Genomic DNA, 14,148 nt, shown 5'->3' with positions numbered 1-14,148 from the left:
AAATGGACGTTCGGGTTTATGGGGTACGCGAGTTACCTGATGTAAAGTTGAAGAAGTTATTACGTGACCACGAGTCTTTCGTCATCGAGAAGGTTCCGCGCAAACACTTCAAAGAGGTTATCAAGACGCTGGAAAGTCATATTGAGACACTCGATATGAAGTGCCGAGTTTTTTCAAAGGGACGTAAGACATTAATGGCAGGGTCTTTCTTTGGTCCAACGGCAATATGGGGTGTCGCTTCAGCGGCGTTTATGGGCGCACACAACGTAGCAACGTGGGACCCGGACTATGAAATTGCTAAGAACCGGGTAACTGGCACCTTAACCGTTACCTACAAGAAAAAGGACGACTGAGGGCTCTAGGAGCCCTCTTTATTTTTTGTCTACTCAAGTTCATTGTGCGTTCAGCAATACGTTGCTCTATCCACTCTTAAATTTCGTTTTTGGAATTCGCTTGTTAATAACGGTTTGTGATTGAGTGAGTGTCCTCACCACGTGATTTTCTGAGGCATTGCATTAGCCATTCGTCGACTTCACTTTCTAGCCAGCCACTAGCTCTGCCGCCAAGTAATACTGGTTTGGGGAATCCGTCGTTTTCTATGCGGCGGTAAATGGATGAACGACTAAGGCCAACTTTGTTAATGACTTCTTCTAAACGAATGAATCTCATGAGTTTTCTCCTATCTGAGTTTGTCTCATGGGATTGGTTGACCCTGTAAGAAATTATTTGAGACTGGTTTACGGCTCGCCTTAAGCTCGAGCATTAATTAGTTCGTTGTCTTTAAGCACGCACTCGCCCTTCATTTTGTCCGTCTGATCACAAACAACCCTGCACTAATTAGGCATGTGGAAATCTGGGCTAACGTTTATTCCAATGACTGAAAGGAGCTAGTCATGAAAAGGGCATTATCTATTGCATTGTTTGCTGGACTTTTAGCTGCGTGTAGCGATCCGGATCCTCAAGTAAGTATTGAGGCTTGGGAGCATACCAACCGGCATACAGGTGGCACGTACTTCGTAATTGAGATTACATCAATTGAAGAGCAGGTAACGGTGGAAGATATGTTGGTTAATCGCGGGAACTGCGACTACAGTGATAAAACGCCTTACTCAAGAAAGCCATACCTACCAACCGATCTGAAGTACGGTGAATCTATTGAGCTTAAAATCTACGATGACTGCTCGCTGACTGAGATTGAAGTGGTAACTGGTAGTGGTTCAACCGTCGTCAATTACTAAAGTGCTCTGGGAGCTTAAGGGCTCCCTAGTGTTATTCATCCAGTCGAATTTGAAACCTATATTACCGCTGTGCATTGATACGTTAATACTTAAGGAATCGATATGCACAAGCAAATACAAAATGATAAGAGCGTTTTGTTCAACTCAGAGCGAGAGTTGTTGAGCAAAGCGCATCTCCTAATCCAGTCACGATTTAAACAGGGAGAAGGCTTTACCGAGCCTTCAATGGTTAAAGAATTCGTCCAGGGGAACTATCAGCAGTGCTCAACAGAAGTTGCGGGTTTACTGCTACTCGATAGCCAACACCGACTCATAGACAACGTTGAGTTTGAAGAGGGTGAAGAACTGGCAGCTTCAATGGTGTACCGCGAAGTTCTCAAGGTTAATGCTGCCGCTGTTATTGTCAGTTACTTCTCACCTTCTAAAGAGCTGAGTCACTCTGGCAAAGAGCATGAGTTATCAACACTTAAGTCGGCCCTGAACCTGATTGACGTAGCACTACTGGACTGCATGCTCGTAACTGATGAGGTCGTCTCGCTTGCTGAGCGGGGGCTACTATGACTGGGCGGCTGTACTGCTAGGGTACAGCCGTTTTGCATCCTGAGTTTTATAAATCGACCAATCTGACCCAACGCTTTCTGCGACCACCTAACCACGTCTTCTTTATTTTTTGGCAAGCCCCGTAGTCTCCGTTTACGTCATAAGCCATTTTTATAGCGGCAGTAAGCGACACAGCCATGTCTTCATCGAGAGCTATATCAGCAATGTCCATAGGCACATGAGGCCGTTGAAGATGGAGAGACTCAACATAGCTTTCAGCTCCTGCATAAGCACCGGAAAGGCAGATAGCTAAAGTTTCATGGTCTGCGTGTCGCTCTACGAAATTGTAAAGGTACTGCTGTGTACAGACAAAACCGTGACCGTAGAGCCTAAGGAAAAGCAGGGCGCAGACCAAAGCCGTATCACCGCTTTGTCTACCAAAAGCGTTTGAGCGAATGAGCTGGTACGCGTAAACGCCAGCCGCTTCAAAAGCTCCATATGTCGGGTTATTCCAAATTTCGTTGGACGCTTGTTTTACTGCAGACTCCAACGCATCCCTTTTAATGTAGTAAGGGTCGTCGTGAAAGTGATTGTGGATGAGTTCGATATGCTTTGCGTCAAAGGTAAAAGGGTTATACATGATGACTCCAAGTTTCTGTTGTGTTGATTGATCGTGCTTGCTTTCAAAGCATCGGTCGGAGCCGTAATGTTTTATTGCGATAGTTAAGAGCCCATCAGATTTCAGACCTATATCACTGCTGTGCATTTACCAAATTAGGAGGTTAACAATGCACACACTTGATAAAGGCTGTTACTCATCAGCCAACAATGAAGCTGAGCGAGACGTTTTTCATCGCGCCAGTCAGATCCTGGAAGAGCGTCACTTACGAGGCCAAGAGCCTTACAACCCGAACGTCATTAAGGACTTCCTGACGTATAAGCTGGCGCACTACGAGCGTGAGGTATTCAGCATCATCTTCCTGGATGAAACGGGACACTTCATCGAGTACCGCGAGCTGTTCTACGGCACCATCAATGCGGCCAGTGTGTACCCACGGGAAGTGGTTCGAGCCGCCCTGGAAACTAAAGCGTCTTCACTCGTACTGTCGCACAACCATCCATCAGGAGAACCCGAGCCTTCGAATGCGGATATCCGCCTGACTGAGCGCCTGCAAAAGGCCTTGGCTGTTATAGACGTTGAAGTGAAAGATCACATCGTTGTCGGCAAAGAGTGCGTGTCATTCTCTGAGCGCGGTCTTCTTTAGCGCTAATTGACTTGTAACCAAATACTGGAGTAAAGCTTTATGGCGGCAATATTTAAGACACCGGCATCTAGAAAGTGGGTAGTGCTGGGAATTAAGGCAGCAATAACAGCACTGGCACTTTTACCGCAATTGCGAGAGCGCCAGCAAAACACTGGATGCTTACGGTCAGAGTCAGACTTTCCTAACGCTATGTCAGCAAGCCCACTGGGCCTGCTCCTGCTCGATGAGCGGGGCTATGTCATCACGTCCTACCAAATCCGTCACCACATCAGTGATGACTCTGCGGTTGATAGTGACGGCATAAAGCGGGCAGCGTCCAAAGCGAAAGCGTACGGAGCTGTTTTAACGTTCGACAAAGGTGTCTATGCCAATGGCCTGTCGATAGAGCCTGACGTTGTTGAGAGCGTTAGAGCGGCTTTGGAAGAGGCTGGTGTACGATTATTTAACCAAAGCTTTTCGTCTAGAACGGGACCTTAAAAAGCTGTTCCGTTTCTAGTCTATTAACGACACTACAGCCCTTGTATAACGAGGGCTTTAAAACGGAATGTCGTGATTTTTAAAGCATAGAAAAATAAGGAAACTTAACCATGGCTGAAGTACAAGCAGTGAAGGACTTGGACCAGGTGAAGCTTATTGGCCATCTTCTTCGAAAAACCTACGGTCAGCAGATAGCTGATATCTGGAACGTTGGATTAAACTTAGCTTTACGTATTTCTGACTTACTGTCAATTCGGTTTAGCGATATCCAAGGGGATAGATTAGTCCTCAGGGAAAGCAAAACCGGTAAGGTAGCAAGTATCAAGCTCAACGAAAAAGCTAGAACGATTATTGAACGGATAGGTTCGGAGCATCCTGACCATGCTTACCTGTTTCAGTCCTATCGGAACCGCTGGTCACTTAATCAGTCACCCAGGCCATTGAGCAGCCGGTATGTGAATCGTGCAATCTCAATGATTGGTGAAGAAGTAGGGTTAGACCTGGGAACGCACTCAATGCGTAAAACGCGAGGTTACCACCTCTACAAAAACACCAATGACCTTGCACGGGTTATGAAGATGCTTAGGCACAGTAATGAGGCGGTTACCTTGCGCTACATTGGTATTACGCAGGAAGACGTTGATAGGGACTTTGTTGAGCTGGAAATTTAGTGCGGTATATACCCGCACTCTTTTTCTTCATCGAGTATTAATTTAAAAAGAGGAGTAATTGTATCGCAAGAATTATAGAGAGAAACCATAATACTATCGTAAAGCGTTTTCTTAATGACTCGATTTGCTTTGATAAATGCTTAAACTTTCCGGAATTGTCTATAAGTTTTATATCGGCTCTTTCTCCATCTTTAGAGAACTGATCCGCATAAGAAGCTAGCACTCCTCCCCCTGCACCAGCACAAGAGTAGATAGCTAAACTTTGTAACAGCATGAAAATTCCAGAGTACTGAGTAAATAGCTCCCTGTTGAGGAGTAGTTGCTTCAATCCATCAGCAAAAACACTAGACCAAAAAACTCCGAAGAGAATTAGTGCTATCCCTTTAGTCGACCTAGTCCATTTCGCATGGATAAGCGCAATGAAAGGAAATATAAAGCTGAGGGCTAGAGCAAGGGGCACTGCGGATGATACGTTGTAAATAACGACAGTGACAGCAGCTATTAGAGAGAAAATTGCTAGAGTGGTGAAAACTATTTGCATTGAGCCCCCAATTGTTTAACTTTGCAATAGTTGTTGGTACTTGGGTTTAGTGGCATTAGCTTATCGTTTGTTTAACCATCTCTCTAGAGGCGTTTTTCAATTATGGTGGTTTAATACTCCACCCTATGCTGTCACTGAAATCTTTAGTACCTAGTCCAGACTTTACTAATTTCTACTACAGTTGAATGATTTTCTGCTATCTCCGTAATGTTTGCTCTTAAGTTTTGCAAAATAACTGAGGCGATAAAACGCATCCTGGTAAGACATTGAAGCTCGTCCCTCATTTCGCAGCAAGTGGTAGCTGGCGTTATTTACGAAGTGCACACCGCCAGCCAATTCGGAAATATTTAGCTTTAACGCACTTGCCCAGGCTCTCTTGATAAAACAAGCCAAACTAGTTTCGCTGCCGCTGTACTTACCGAGTCTTCCAAAGTAACTTTCGTTGAGAACCAAGGCAACGTGGTAATGCGGCTTCTCAGAACCTTCTTGCTCTAGACACCAAACATATCGAATGGTACAAGGATGGACACGGTTATAGCTACTTAAACGTCGTTTGCTGTCTGTTGCAAATTGGTATTTTAATGCTTCGAAAAACCGAGTAATGGAGTTTGATTCAGATGCATACTCAGCAGTTATAGGGAACCTTAAGTCAAAGCGTACTACAAGGACCCTTGCGTAATCATCCATCGCCTTTGCTAGAACTTGCTCAATTGACTCAAGGTAGTTAATAGCTAAGGGCCCTTTATAGTTGTAGACTCTTAAACCGTTGTAGAAACTCTCGTAGGTCAACCTAAGGTTTGTATTATCAGGGGGTCTTCTGTTCATGACTATTCCTCGTATGATTGGTTATGTGTCATACAAGTAGTCAGCCATGTAAAACTTTATTGGCATTGTTTAATGAGCAGCTTTGATGCTGCTCTAGTGGCTTATACAGTTACTCTCTAAATATATTAATTATTACATACATCCTGCAGAGTAATTTACCCCAGTATGGCGTGTGAGGCCATGCGAAGACACGCACATTGTGGTTCTGATTAAATATCAATAGTTTTAACTGCAATGGCAAGGAATACTCAACCGACAACTAACAACTTTTGTGATGAAGAAAAGAAGTTCTTACTGGCAGGGTATAGCATGAATTTTTTTTGTCTCAGTTCGTCACTAGGTTTGTCTGAGAACGGCTGGCTGTTTATCACTGCGCTTTGAATTTCATAAAGTAGGCCAATTGCCGCGCTAGCCATAAAGCTGCTGATCGCCTTATGTATTGTATTGGTATCGTTACACTCTATACTTTTAGTCAGTGGGCCAGTTATAACTTTGGAAATTTCATTTAAGAGCAAAGCGTATTGATTCTCTGGTGTCGTATTCAAGGCATGATCTTTTGACTCTGCCGAGTCTGAATGGGGAAAGCCAGAGTGTTTTAATTCATCTATAACGATTGCTTCAATTAAGATACAGAGGTGTTTGTAGGGCCGATCTCCAAGGTGAGTCTTGGCCTTAAATAACTTGCGCAGGACGGCAAAGTCGTTATTCCTTAACTCTTTCGGTATACCGAGTTTAATGCCGTGTTGCTTGGATAGTTCTCTAAGAGCAGTTAGCCTTTGGCTGCTGCTAGTAAGGCCTGCGAGATCGAGCATCAAGGATACTGTTTGTCTTACAGGGTTGTCGAACAGGATGATCTCGGTATTAAGGCCATCTAACTCATAGTTTTTGACGACGATGTCGGGCTTTAGAATCAAGGTTGATTTCGCTTTGCCCATTAAGCCGCTTCCAACGAATCCCCCGACTTGCTCTGATAGTAGGCCTAGCTTGCGAAATTGTGAAAGATGGTTCCTCAGCGTTTTGGTCTTAATACCTAACAATGAAGCAAGTTCACCATGCTCGGTCTTAATTATTCCATATTCACTGGCTAGGCAAAGAAGGGTTCCAAAAGTTATTTGTTGCGGACGCATAAACCGAACCGCACCAATCGCATTACTTTTCTGCGCTTGTCCTTTGCTTACGACTTTAAAGTTCTCGGTATCATCTAGCTTATCTTGGCTGACACTCAGAAGGTTGGCTGTGTCGTCTCGATTAGAGGTTATCAGTTTTATCGCTATCTCCGAAAATGGCGGTTTGTGATTGGATGTGTCGGTTTCTAAATCGGCAACAGAAAAACTAACTCTGCCGTTTTCTCTCGATAAGTTTGACGTGACTAGGTATTCTTTCGTGACTAACTCAGTTAATTCCGCATGGTAGTTATTTTTTACATATACGCCGATGTCGCTACTCTTTAACTGCAGGTTTTCCTCGCGCTTTTCCGTCGTCAAAACAAAGTGACGGTGATTATTTTTGTTGGTCCACTCGATTAAATTTACGAGCAGGTGTTTTGCCTTTAGAGATATGGGATACTCGTCCGTTAACACGGATACTGACTTGTGATCATTCATAAATGACATCGATGTTGTTGTTATTAGGTATACCTTAAGCCAGATTCTGTCAAATGTCACTTTGATGTTGTTCGTTATCTGTATATGGTCACATATGTTTTTTTAGTCGTCGTTGGTTGGCTAATAGAAGAAATCGGGAGAGATACATGAGTCGAAAATCGAAATCCATCGAGCGAGTTGCGGCAGAGGAAATAGATCTGAATTTTGATAGCGAAGATGAAAAATTCGATTTGATCGACCAGCACGTTGCCGAAGAATTTAGCTTTGTAAGTCCTAAAAATCGCATCCTTTTTTATCGTTGGCTCGAGCTCTTTCTCGATAAATATCCGACCCGCTCGCATGTCGATTTACATGGTCCAGTTGACAATGGTCAATTGCTTACATGTGAAAAGGTTGCTGTTTTATTAGGCATTCCTGAAAGAAGTTTAGACCTAAATTCTTATTGGAAACGAGGAAGGAGAGCGATTAGAGATAGAGTCAAAGAGGAAAATAAGGCGGAAGGGGATAAGATAGTCGTCATACCTATTTCAGTGAGTCGGCGGGACAAAGACAGGTTCGAAGACTTCAAGCATCGCCTTGATTACGAAGCTACCAACAAGGACGCTCTGATTGAATTACTTGATTTGAGTGAGAGCTTTGAGCCTGCAGTGAAAAAGCGCGTGCGAGAACAGTATGAGAACCTTTTGGAGGAAAACAAGAAGCTTAGGAGGGAAAGGGAAGGGAAGTTCGCTAAGCAGAATACCCGCAAAAGGATTGAGAGACTGGAGGAGGCTCTCGATATGTTGTTTGGTGCTAGTTTCGGTATGTCCGTGGATGAATATCTTAAAAATCATAGACAGCGAAATGCGTTGGAGGAAGGGCATAAGCGGATTGCAGCCGAAAATAGTTCCTCGACAAAGAATGACGATACTGAGAAGCCAGAATAACGGTAAGTATGCTTCATTGCTATTTGGTCGAAGCGTTTAGATGAACTTTTAGCCGATATCGTCGATGATTCCCGGTCCATTCCACCTATTGCTTTTAAATATCGAAACAATAGGTGGCAACTCGCAAACCCTTTTCAGCAAATTCATTTAACTTCTTTTTCACAACTGTCATGCAACATTAATCTAAACCTGATTAAATTGTACGCGTTTTCGTACAAACGTTGCGATAAACACTTGATGTACACACCAAGAATTTATAAAAAACAAAATAGGTATCTCGATGAAAAACTCGTCTACCCTAGGCAACCTGACCCGAACATTAACGACTCTATCGTGTTTATTTGCCGTTTCATTTTCAAGTAGTGCAGAGCCTCCAACGGGCTATTACAATAACGTCGACCAAAGTAATGCCCAAACCTTGCGCCAGTCACTTCACACTATTATTGATGACCACCAACGCTTCCCCTACACCTCAAGCAGTACCGACACCTGGGATATACTAGAAGCAGCCGATGAAGATCCGGATAACCCCAACAATGTGATCGATGTTTATCGAAATGCTAGCTACATCAAGCAGGGCGGTGGTAACAGCTATTATAATCGTGAGCACAGCTGGCCAAAGTCCTATGGCTTTCCTTCGGATGGCAGCTCTAATTACCCCTATACCGATGCTCACCACTTATTTATTTCGGATAGCGGTTATAACTCCAGCCGCAGCAACAAGCCTTACGCAAATTGCTCATCGGCTTGTTCGGAAAAGCCAACGGAGTACAACAATAATCGCGGAGGCAGTTCAAGCCAATCAAACTGGACAGGCGGTTCTTATTCGGCGGGAACATGGGAAACCTGGTCTGGTCGTCGCGGTGATGTTGCCCGTGCGTTGATGTATATGGCGGTACGCTATGATGGCGGAAACCATGGCGTAACCGGTTATAGCGAACCTGACTTGATCCTTACTGACGACCGTAATTTAATCGATCAATCCAATCAAGGTACCAACATCTCGGTGGCTTATATGGGATTAAAATCGGTGCTATTACAGTGGCACAGCGAAGATCCAGTGGATGATTTTGAGCGCCGCCGTAACGACGCTATTTATGCTCAACAAGGCAACCGAAACCCGTTTATCGATCATCCGGAATACGTTGACTGCGTATTCCAAAGCGTATGCAGTGGCAGTGATGGTGGTGGGACGGGCGACACGACAGCGCCGAGTGCACCGACTTACTTAAGTGCATCAGCTGGCAGCGGTTACGTTACTCTAACCTGGAACGCTAACAGCGAAGCTGACTTAGCGGGTTATAATGTCTATCGCAGCACTAACTCGGGAACAGGCTATACTCGGCTCAATAGTAACTTAGTGACCACCGCGAACTTTGATGATAGCTCGGCAACGGCAGGTACTACCTATTTTTATGTCGTGACTGCTATTGATACCTCTGCTAATGAATCAGCTTATAGTGGTGAGGTATCAGCTATAGCCGAGGGCGGAGACTCTACCGGAGGCTCAGTCTGGATCAATGAAATTCACTACGACAACGATGGTGGTGATACAGGTGAGTTTGTTGAGGTTGCCGGTACTGCTGGCACTGATCTAAGTGGTTGGCAATTGGTTGCTTACAACGGTAATGGTGGCGGTGCTTACCATACTGAATCTTTAATCGGTACTTTACCGGAGCAAAGCAACGGGTTTGGTACACAAAGCTATGCGATTAGTGGCTTACAGAATGGATCTCCCGATGGTATTGCGTTAATTGATGCGAACGGCAACGTGGTTCAATTCTTAAGTTACGAAGGCAGCTTTACGGCAACGGACGGTGCTGCGGCAGGCACGGCATCAGAGAATATCGGTGTTGAGGAATCGTCTTCTACGCCAATTGGCTTCTCTCTGCAGCTGACAGGCACCGGTAGCCAATACACAGACTTTAACTGGCAAATGCCACAGTCGGCCAGTGCTGGCTCCGTTAATACTGACCAAGCCTTCGTGAACCCTAACTTACCTGCCGACCCGGTGGTTTGGATTAATGAATTTCATTACGACAATGACGGCAGCGATAGTGGTGAGTTCATTGAGGTTGCAGGTACTGCAGGCGTTGACCTGAGTGGCTGGAGTCTGGTTGGTTATAATGGTAGCAATGGGCGTGTCTATGGAGCCATTAATCTAGCGGGTGTTATCGCTGACCAGCAAAATGGTTTTGGCACGTTAGCAAGCGCCTTTACGGGTCTACAAAACGGCTCTCCTGATGGTATAGCGCTGGTCGATGCACAAGATCAGGTTGTACAGTTTATCAGTTACGAGGGCTCTATTCGCGCGAAAGATGGCGCAGCTAAAGGGCAGGTGTCTGAAGATATCGGTGTTTCTGAGTCAGCGAGCACAGCAGTTGGGCACTCATTACAATTGTCCGGCTCTGGCGTTGAATACGCAGACTTCACCTGGCAGTTCCCTGGCCAGAATACCGAAGGCTTGGTAAATAGTGGCCAGTCGTTTGGCTACTAACCATTGAACTTAAACTTTAAACAAAGGGCGTAGCTCTACGCTGCGCTCCTTTAGCCCAATTTGCTTATGGTTGGTTCCGTTATGTGTCAGGAGCGGGCATTAAGTCCAGCAAGCAGTGGCGTCCCTTGGCATCATTGGTTAGGCTTGCCAGATAAAACACTAGCTAGATGAACGATTTTGCTTTAGTTCCTGGTCATATCGACGTTTCAATATGTCAAATAGTTTTGCTGAAGCACGCCACCGTATAAGGTTATAAATATCCATGCCTTGATTGCGCGCCTCCTCCAACATTGCGTCAAATCTTTGAACGTATTGTTCAAGTGGGAGACTGTATGTGCTATCTGCATAGTCGAACAGCTTCTTAATATCATCTTTATTGGTATCGGTGACCAAAAACCTCTTGAGATAATTCAAGAATACATTGCGTTCACCATTTGAATACTCTTTGAGCATTTTTTTATATTTTTTTTTGCCTTTGACGCTATCGTCTGCGTTAGTAATATAAAAAAGAAGAGCTTTCACAATATCTATAACCAAAACTTCCAAGCTCTTCTCCTCTAATTCAAACCGACGAAGAAAGTCAGACCTTGCGCTAGAAATATTATTTTGTTCCACCTCCGCTCTTGTCTCAAGCAAGGAGGAGTACTGAAGAAGCAAGGTTATAACCAAAGCCAAAAAAGACAGGAAAGCAACCACAGGTCCAACTGTTCCGCCAAAGAAACTTCCGAAATCTCCCCAGTCTGAGTTGGCATCTGAGAACCCGCCAGAGAAGTTATAAAAGTAAGACGCCGCCACCACTATTACCGTGCCCGCACCAATAGCAACAGCCAACAACATGGCGAAACAGACTTTTCTAAACGTTGGATAATTTTTCACAACCAATACACCATCTTAAATTTTCTGATTCAGTCCCGCTTTTCAGCGAGTCGACTTAAATATTCCTTGGTAGCTTAACGCTCGGCTCACGATTATGAATAAATTCATTAAATACCTGAAGCAATTTGATTTCCTGCTCATCATATACATCTTCACCCCTGAAGTTCGTGACTTTAGTTCCTTTCAAAGAGGTAGATAAAACCTCTTGCACTGTAACATTATATACTCGTTCGAGAACCTGCAATATCGCGCGTTTAGTTATTGTATTGTGCAATTAAGCCGTTTATTATCAATGGAATAGCTAAAAACAAAAGTTAGGTATTGTAAACTCAGTATACTCATATTGCCATCACATATTCCGAACGTTTTAGGGGCGTAATCTTAGTTAACTCAATAACTTAAAAGTCAGTACCTATCAATTGAATGAGTTACAAAGTGCGCAGGTGCAATATACAAATTTTAGCTACGGTGATAGTGCATCAGGAATATTAAGGAAGAATAATTTGTTTGATGAAGTTATCGAAGAAAGCTTGAGAGATGCACGGTTGGCTAGAGCGTCGTTAACAAAGGAGCCAGGAACCATTGTGGGGAATACGAGCTCTTCAAATAAAGGCCTTTATCTCTCAAATTACGCCAACTGCTTGCTAAATAGGCAAATAGATATATTTGATGATTCTATTCTATTGCTTGAAAACGATCGTATTCCGTCGGCTTGCATCATAAGCAGAGGCATGATTGAAACCTATGCCTTTTCCAAGCTGCTATCAAAGAAAATTTCTAAGGTATTGAAAAACAAAACTGGAAGTGAAAGTGTAGAAGATGCCTTAGATTTAACAATTGGGTTTATAAACAGCTCTAGATTAAAAGAAACTGAACAGGAAAAGATCCGAAAAGGCATTTTTGACCCAAATGACTATATGTTTACAGATCAGGCAAAGCACAGATTTGAAAACATGCTTGCGGGAAGTGAACATGTCATGAATGCTTTGCGCGATCTATATAAAGATGAGATGGCGCATACGAAAGAAAAAGAAAGTCAGTTCGAAATTGTATATGACGCACTTAGTGAATGGGTTCACCCATCCCAAACAAGTGTTTTTCATAATTATGTGCCTGAGACTCATTATATTCCTACTTCACAAGGAAGCTTTCACTTATATGACGCTGCAAGAATGTCGTGCGCGCGAGCACTACACTTTATTACAGACAGTTTGAATATCTATAATTGGACTATAGATCTCGCAAACGAAATAACTCGACGCAGTGTTGAATCCAGCTAGCAAAGTATCGCAGCGGACGATCCGCTGAATGCGACGTTGGCGTGCGCTTTTAGTACAAAATCGAAGGTCAGCAATGAGCGAAGAGCAGACATTTTTGAAAGCATATTAATAAGGTTAGATATTGTGCGCTCGGTAGAATGTAACTGAGCATGCTCAAATTGCTTTAGCTTATTCAGAACATTTCAAGGTAGGAATGTTCGTTTGCTCAGTAACTTAAGAACTGGCAGCTATCAATTGAACGAGTTACAAAGTGCGCATGCACAGTATATAAATAATGGTATGGACGCTCCCCTCTAAAAGTCCACTAAACTTGTTCTGTTAAGAACAGGGTTTTGAGGAGAGCGAAATGGACAAAGTTATATCGGTAATTGGAATTGATTTAGCTAAGAACGTGTTTCAGGTCTGCGCTGCAAATGATTCGGGTAAGCGCTTGTTCAACCGTTCGGTTAGTAGGGCTAAGCTTTTACCTATGCTGCCTAATATTCCCAAATGTGTTGTCGGGATGGAGGCATGCAGTAGTTCTCACTATTGGGGGAGAGAGATAGAGCAGTTAGGGCATGAAGTTAAACTTATGCCGCCGCAGTACGTTAAGCCTTATGTGAAGACGAATAAAAACGACGCAACCGATGCGGATGCTATTTGTGAAGCTGTCGTACGCCCCAGCATGCGCTTTGTTGCGATAAAGTCAGTTGAACAGCAAGCTCTTATGCTTCTGCATCGTGACAGACGAGGATTGGTTCGGGATCGAACATCGCTGGTTAACCGGTTGTGTGCAATGATGGGTGAGTTCGGCGTGATAGCACCAGTCGGGCTTCATAAGTTCAGGAGTTGGCTTAAAGAAGAATACGGCGCCGTTGAATCACAACTCCCCGGGCTATTGCGACGGCATATTCATGTGATGGTTTCTAGGCTTTGGGAAACGGATGAGCATATAGCGCTTCTGGAGTCAGAAATTCACGGAAACTCCAGTAGCGCGGAAGATTGTAAAAGGCTGGGTGAAGTGCCGGGTATTGGCCCGTTAACGGCGTCTGCGCTGGTGGCCAGTCTCGGTGATATTAAGAGTTTTAGTAACGGCAGAGCGTTCGCTGCCTGGTTAGGTCTTGTACCTAAACAGCATTCGAGTGGCGGTAAAAGCAAATTGCAGGGCATCAGTAAGCGCGGTGATAGTAACCTACGCAGTATGTTGATACACGGTGCCAGAGCGGTTATCCGTCACTTGAATCCGAAGCGAGCCGTGAGTCAGTGGCTCAGAGATCTACTCTGCCGACGACATAAGAATGTTGTGATAGTGGCGCTGGCCAATAAATTAGCAAGAATTGTCTGGGCGTTATTGAGTAAAGGAACAAAGTATCAGGAGTCATACTCCTGTTAAACAGCTCGCAACCGTGTTGCGCAGGTAAAAAGTAGA

At 44.2% G+C, this 14,148-nt stretch carries 16 protein-coding genes; 10 read left to right on the top strand and 6 right to left on the bottom strand.

What is annotated here, in order from left to right; all coding sequences use genetic code 11:
* Window positions 1-2 precede the first annotated feature (2 nt).
* The gene (locus B2U97_RS13395; RefSeq protein WP_286822718.1) at window positions 3-353 is read left to right on the top strand and encodes a hypothetical protein; all 351 of its coding nucleotides are present in this window, start codon (window positions 3-5) and stop codon (window positions 351-353) included.
* Window positions 354-456: 103 nt separating this feature from the next.
* Here B2U97_RS13395 and B2U97_RS13390 read toward each other — a convergent pair whose 3' ends face one another.
* Window positions 457-669 carry an AlpA family transcriptional regulator gene (locus B2U97_RS13390; RefSeq protein WP_110013356.1) on the bottom strand — a complete coding sequence of 71 codons (213 nt, stop codon included), beginning with the start codon at window positions 667-669 and terminating at the stop codon, window positions 457-459.
* Between the two features lie 224 nt (window positions 670-893).
* Here B2U97_RS13390 and B2U97_RS13385 point away from each other — a divergent pair, with 224 nt between their 5' ends.
* Together B2U97_RS13385 and B2U97_RS13380 are read left to right on the top strand one after the other, a co-directional pair.
* Complete coding sequence (locus B2U97_RS13385; RefSeq protein ID WP_286822719.1) at window positions 894-1,238, top strand: hypothetical protein; 345 nt, start codon at window positions 894-896, stop codon at window positions 1,236-1,238.
* Between the two features lie 102 nt (window positions 1,239-1,340).
* A complete protein-coding gene (locus B2U97_RS13380; RefSeq protein ID WP_286822720.1) occupies window positions 1,341-1,799 on the top strand; it encodes a JAB domain-containing protein in 459 nt (152 codons plus the stop codon).
* A gap of 46 nt (window positions 1,800-1,845) precedes the next feature.
* Here B2U97_RS13380 and B2U97_RS13375 read toward each other — a convergent pair whose 3' ends face one another.
* A complete protein-coding gene (locus B2U97_RS13375) occupies window positions 1,846-2,418 on the bottom strand; it encodes a death-on-curing protein (protein WP_286822721.1) in 573 nt (190 codons plus the stop codon).
* Between the two features lie 148 nt (window positions 2,419-2,566).
* Here B2U97_RS13375 and B2U97_RS13370 point away from each other — a divergent pair, with 148 nt between their 5' ends.
* From B2U97_RS13370 to B2U97_RS13360, 3 genes are all read left to right on the top strand, one after another.
* Window positions 2,567-3,043: a JAB domain-containing protein gene (locus B2U97_RS13370; protein WP_286822722.1), complete on the top strand. Its 477-nt coding sequence runs from the start codon at window positions 2,567-2,569 to the stop codon at window positions 3,041-3,043.
* A gap of 39 nt (window positions 3,044-3,082) precedes the next feature.
* On the top strand, window positions 3,083-3,520 hold the full coding sequence (locus tag B2U97_RS13365) for a hypothetical protein (RefSeq protein ID WP_286822723.1): 438 nt from the start codon (window positions 3,083-3,085) through the stop codon (window positions 3,518-3,520).
* 110 nt (window positions 3,521-3,630) lie between these two features.
* On the top strand, window positions 3,631-4,191 hold the full coding sequence (locus B2U97_RS13360; RefSeq protein WP_286822724.1) for a tyrosine-type recombinase/integrase: 561 nt from the start codon (window positions 3,631-3,633) through the stop codon (window positions 4,189-4,191).
* A 37-nt stretch (window positions 4,192-4,228) separates the two neighbouring features.
* Here B2U97_RS13360 and B2U97_RS13355 read toward each other — a convergent pair whose 3' ends face one another.
* From B2U97_RS13355 to B2U97_RS13345, 3 genes are all read right to left on the bottom strand, one after another.
* Complete coding sequence (locus tag B2U97_RS13355) at window positions 4,229-4,732, bottom strand: hypothetical protein (RefSeq protein ID WP_286822725.1); 504 nt, start codon at window positions 4,730-4,732, stop codon at window positions 4,229-4,231.
* A 165-nt stretch (window positions 4,733-4,897) separates the two neighbouring features.
* The gene (locus B2U97_RS13350; protein ID WP_286822726.1) at window positions 4,898-5,557 is read right to left on the bottom strand and encodes an inovirus Gp2 family protein; all 660 of its coding nucleotides are present in this window, start codon (window positions 5,555-5,557) and stop codon (window positions 4,898-4,900) included.
* Window positions 5,558-5,805: 248 nt separating this feature from the next.
* Window positions 5,806-7,161 (bottom strand): hypothetical protein, encoded by a 1,356-nt coding sequence (locus tag B2U97_RS13345; RefSeq protein ID WP_286822727.1) that lies wholly within the window; start codon window positions 7,159-7,161, stop codon window positions 5,806-5,808.
* Window positions 7,162-7,307: 146 nt separating this feature from the next.
* Between B2U97_RS13345 and B2U97_RS13340 the strand changes: the two genes are divergently transcribed.
* Both B2U97_RS13340 and B2U97_RS13335 read left to right on the top strand, forming a co-directional pair.
* Window positions 7,308-8,087, top strand: coding sequence for a hypothetical protein (locus B2U97_RS13340; RefSeq protein WP_286822728.1), 780 nt, complete (start codon window positions 7,308-7,310; stop codon window positions 8,085-8,087).
* Window positions 8,088-8,367: 280 nt separating this feature from the next.
* Window positions 8,368-10,584 carry an endonuclease gene (locus tag B2U97_RS13335; protein ID WP_286830578.1) on the top strand — a complete coding sequence of 739 codons (2,217 nt, stop codon included), beginning with the start codon at window positions 8,368-8,370 and terminating at the stop codon, window positions 10,582-10,584.
* A gap of 159 nt (window positions 10,585-10,743) precedes the next feature.
* On the opposite strand, the gene B2U97_RS13330 is transcribed toward B2U97_RS13335, so the two are convergent.
* Window positions 10,744-11,460 (bottom strand): hypothetical protein, encoded by a 717-nt coding sequence (locus tag B2U97_RS13330; protein ID WP_286822731.1) that lies wholly within the window; start codon window positions 11,458-11,460, stop codon window positions 10,744-10,746.
* A gap of 503 nt (window positions 11,461-11,963) precedes the next feature.
* Here B2U97_RS13330 and B2U97_RS13325 point away from each other — a divergent pair.
* Together B2U97_RS13325 and B2U97_RS13320 are read left to right on the top strand one after the other, a co-directional pair.
* On the top strand, window positions 11,964-12,740 hold the full coding sequence (locus tag B2U97_RS13325; RefSeq protein WP_286830576.1) for a DUF5677 domain-containing protein: 777 nt from the start codon (window positions 11,964-11,966) through the stop codon (window positions 12,738-12,740).
* A gap of 346 nt (window positions 12,741-13,086) precedes the next feature.
* Entirely contained in the window at window positions 13,087-14,112 is a 1,026-nt protein-coding gene (locus B2U97_RS13320) for an IS110 family transposase (RefSeq protein WP_286822733.1), read from the top strand.
* The last annotated feature ends 36 nt before the right edge of the window (window positions 14,113-14,148 follow it).

Origin of the sequence: Idiomarina sp. UBA3176 (assembly GCF_002364295.1) — a bacterium.
GTDB classification, from domain to species: domain Bacteria; phylum Pseudomonadota; class Gammaproteobacteria; order Enterobacterales; family Alteromonadaceae; genus Idiomarina; species Idiomarina loihiensis.
This window is presented reverse-complemented; position numbering and strand designations above follow the sequence as displayed.

Coding starts and splice junctions, on each gene's coding strand:
- B2U97_RS13345 (WP_286822727.1), bottom strand. CDS start 7,161: ATGAATGATCACAAGTCAGTATCCGTGTTAACGGACGAGTATCCCATA.
- B2U97_RS13390 (WP_110013356.1), bottom strand. CDS start 669: ATGAGATTCATTCGTTTAGAAGAAGTCATTAACAAAGTTGGCCTTAGT.
- B2U97_RS13370 (WP_286822722.1), top strand. CDS start 2,567: ATGCACACACTTGATAAAGGCTGTTACTCATCAGCCAACAATGAAGCT.
- B2U97_RS13380 (WP_286822720.1), top strand. CDS start 1,341: ATGCACAAGCAAATACAAAATGATAAGAGCGTTTTGTTCAACTCAGAG.
- B2U97_RS13385 (WP_286822719.1), top strand. CDS start 894: ATGAAAAGGGCATTATCTATTGCATTGTTTGCTGGACTTTTAGCTGCG.
- B2U97_RS13335 (WP_286830578.1), top strand. CDS start 8,368: ATGAAAAACTCGTCTACCCTAGGCAACCTGACCCGAACATTAACGACT.
- B2U97_RS13365 (WP_286822723.1), top strand. CDS start 3,083: ATGGCGGCAATATTTAAGACACCGGCATCTAGAAAGTGGGTAGTGCTG.
- B2U97_RS13395 (WP_286822718.1), top strand. CDS start 3: ATGGACGTTCGGGTTTATGGGGTACGCGAGTTACCTGATGTAAAGTTG.
- B2U97_RS13360 (WP_286822724.1), top strand. CDS start 3,631: ATGGCTGAAGTACAAGCAGTGAAGGACTTGGACCAGGTGAAGCTTATT.
- B2U97_RS13375 (WP_286822721.1), bottom strand. CDS start 2,418: ATGTATAACCCTTTTACCTTTGACGCAAAGCATATCGAACTCATCCAC.
- B2U97_RS13355 (WP_286822725.1), bottom strand. CDS start 4,732: ATGCAAATAGTTTTCACCACTCTAGCAATTTTCTCTCTAATAGCTGCT.
- B2U97_RS13320 (WP_286822733.1), top strand. CDS start 13,087: ATGGACAAAGTTATATCGGTAATTGGAATTGATTTAGCTAAGAACGTG.
- B2U97_RS13340 (WP_286822728.1), top strand. CDS start 7,308: ATGAGTCGAAAATCGAAATCCATCGAGCGAGTTGCGGCAGAGGAAATA.
- B2U97_RS13350 (WP_286822726.1), bottom strand. CDS start 5,557: ATGAACAGAAGACCCCCTGATAATACAAACCTTAGGTTGACCTACGAG.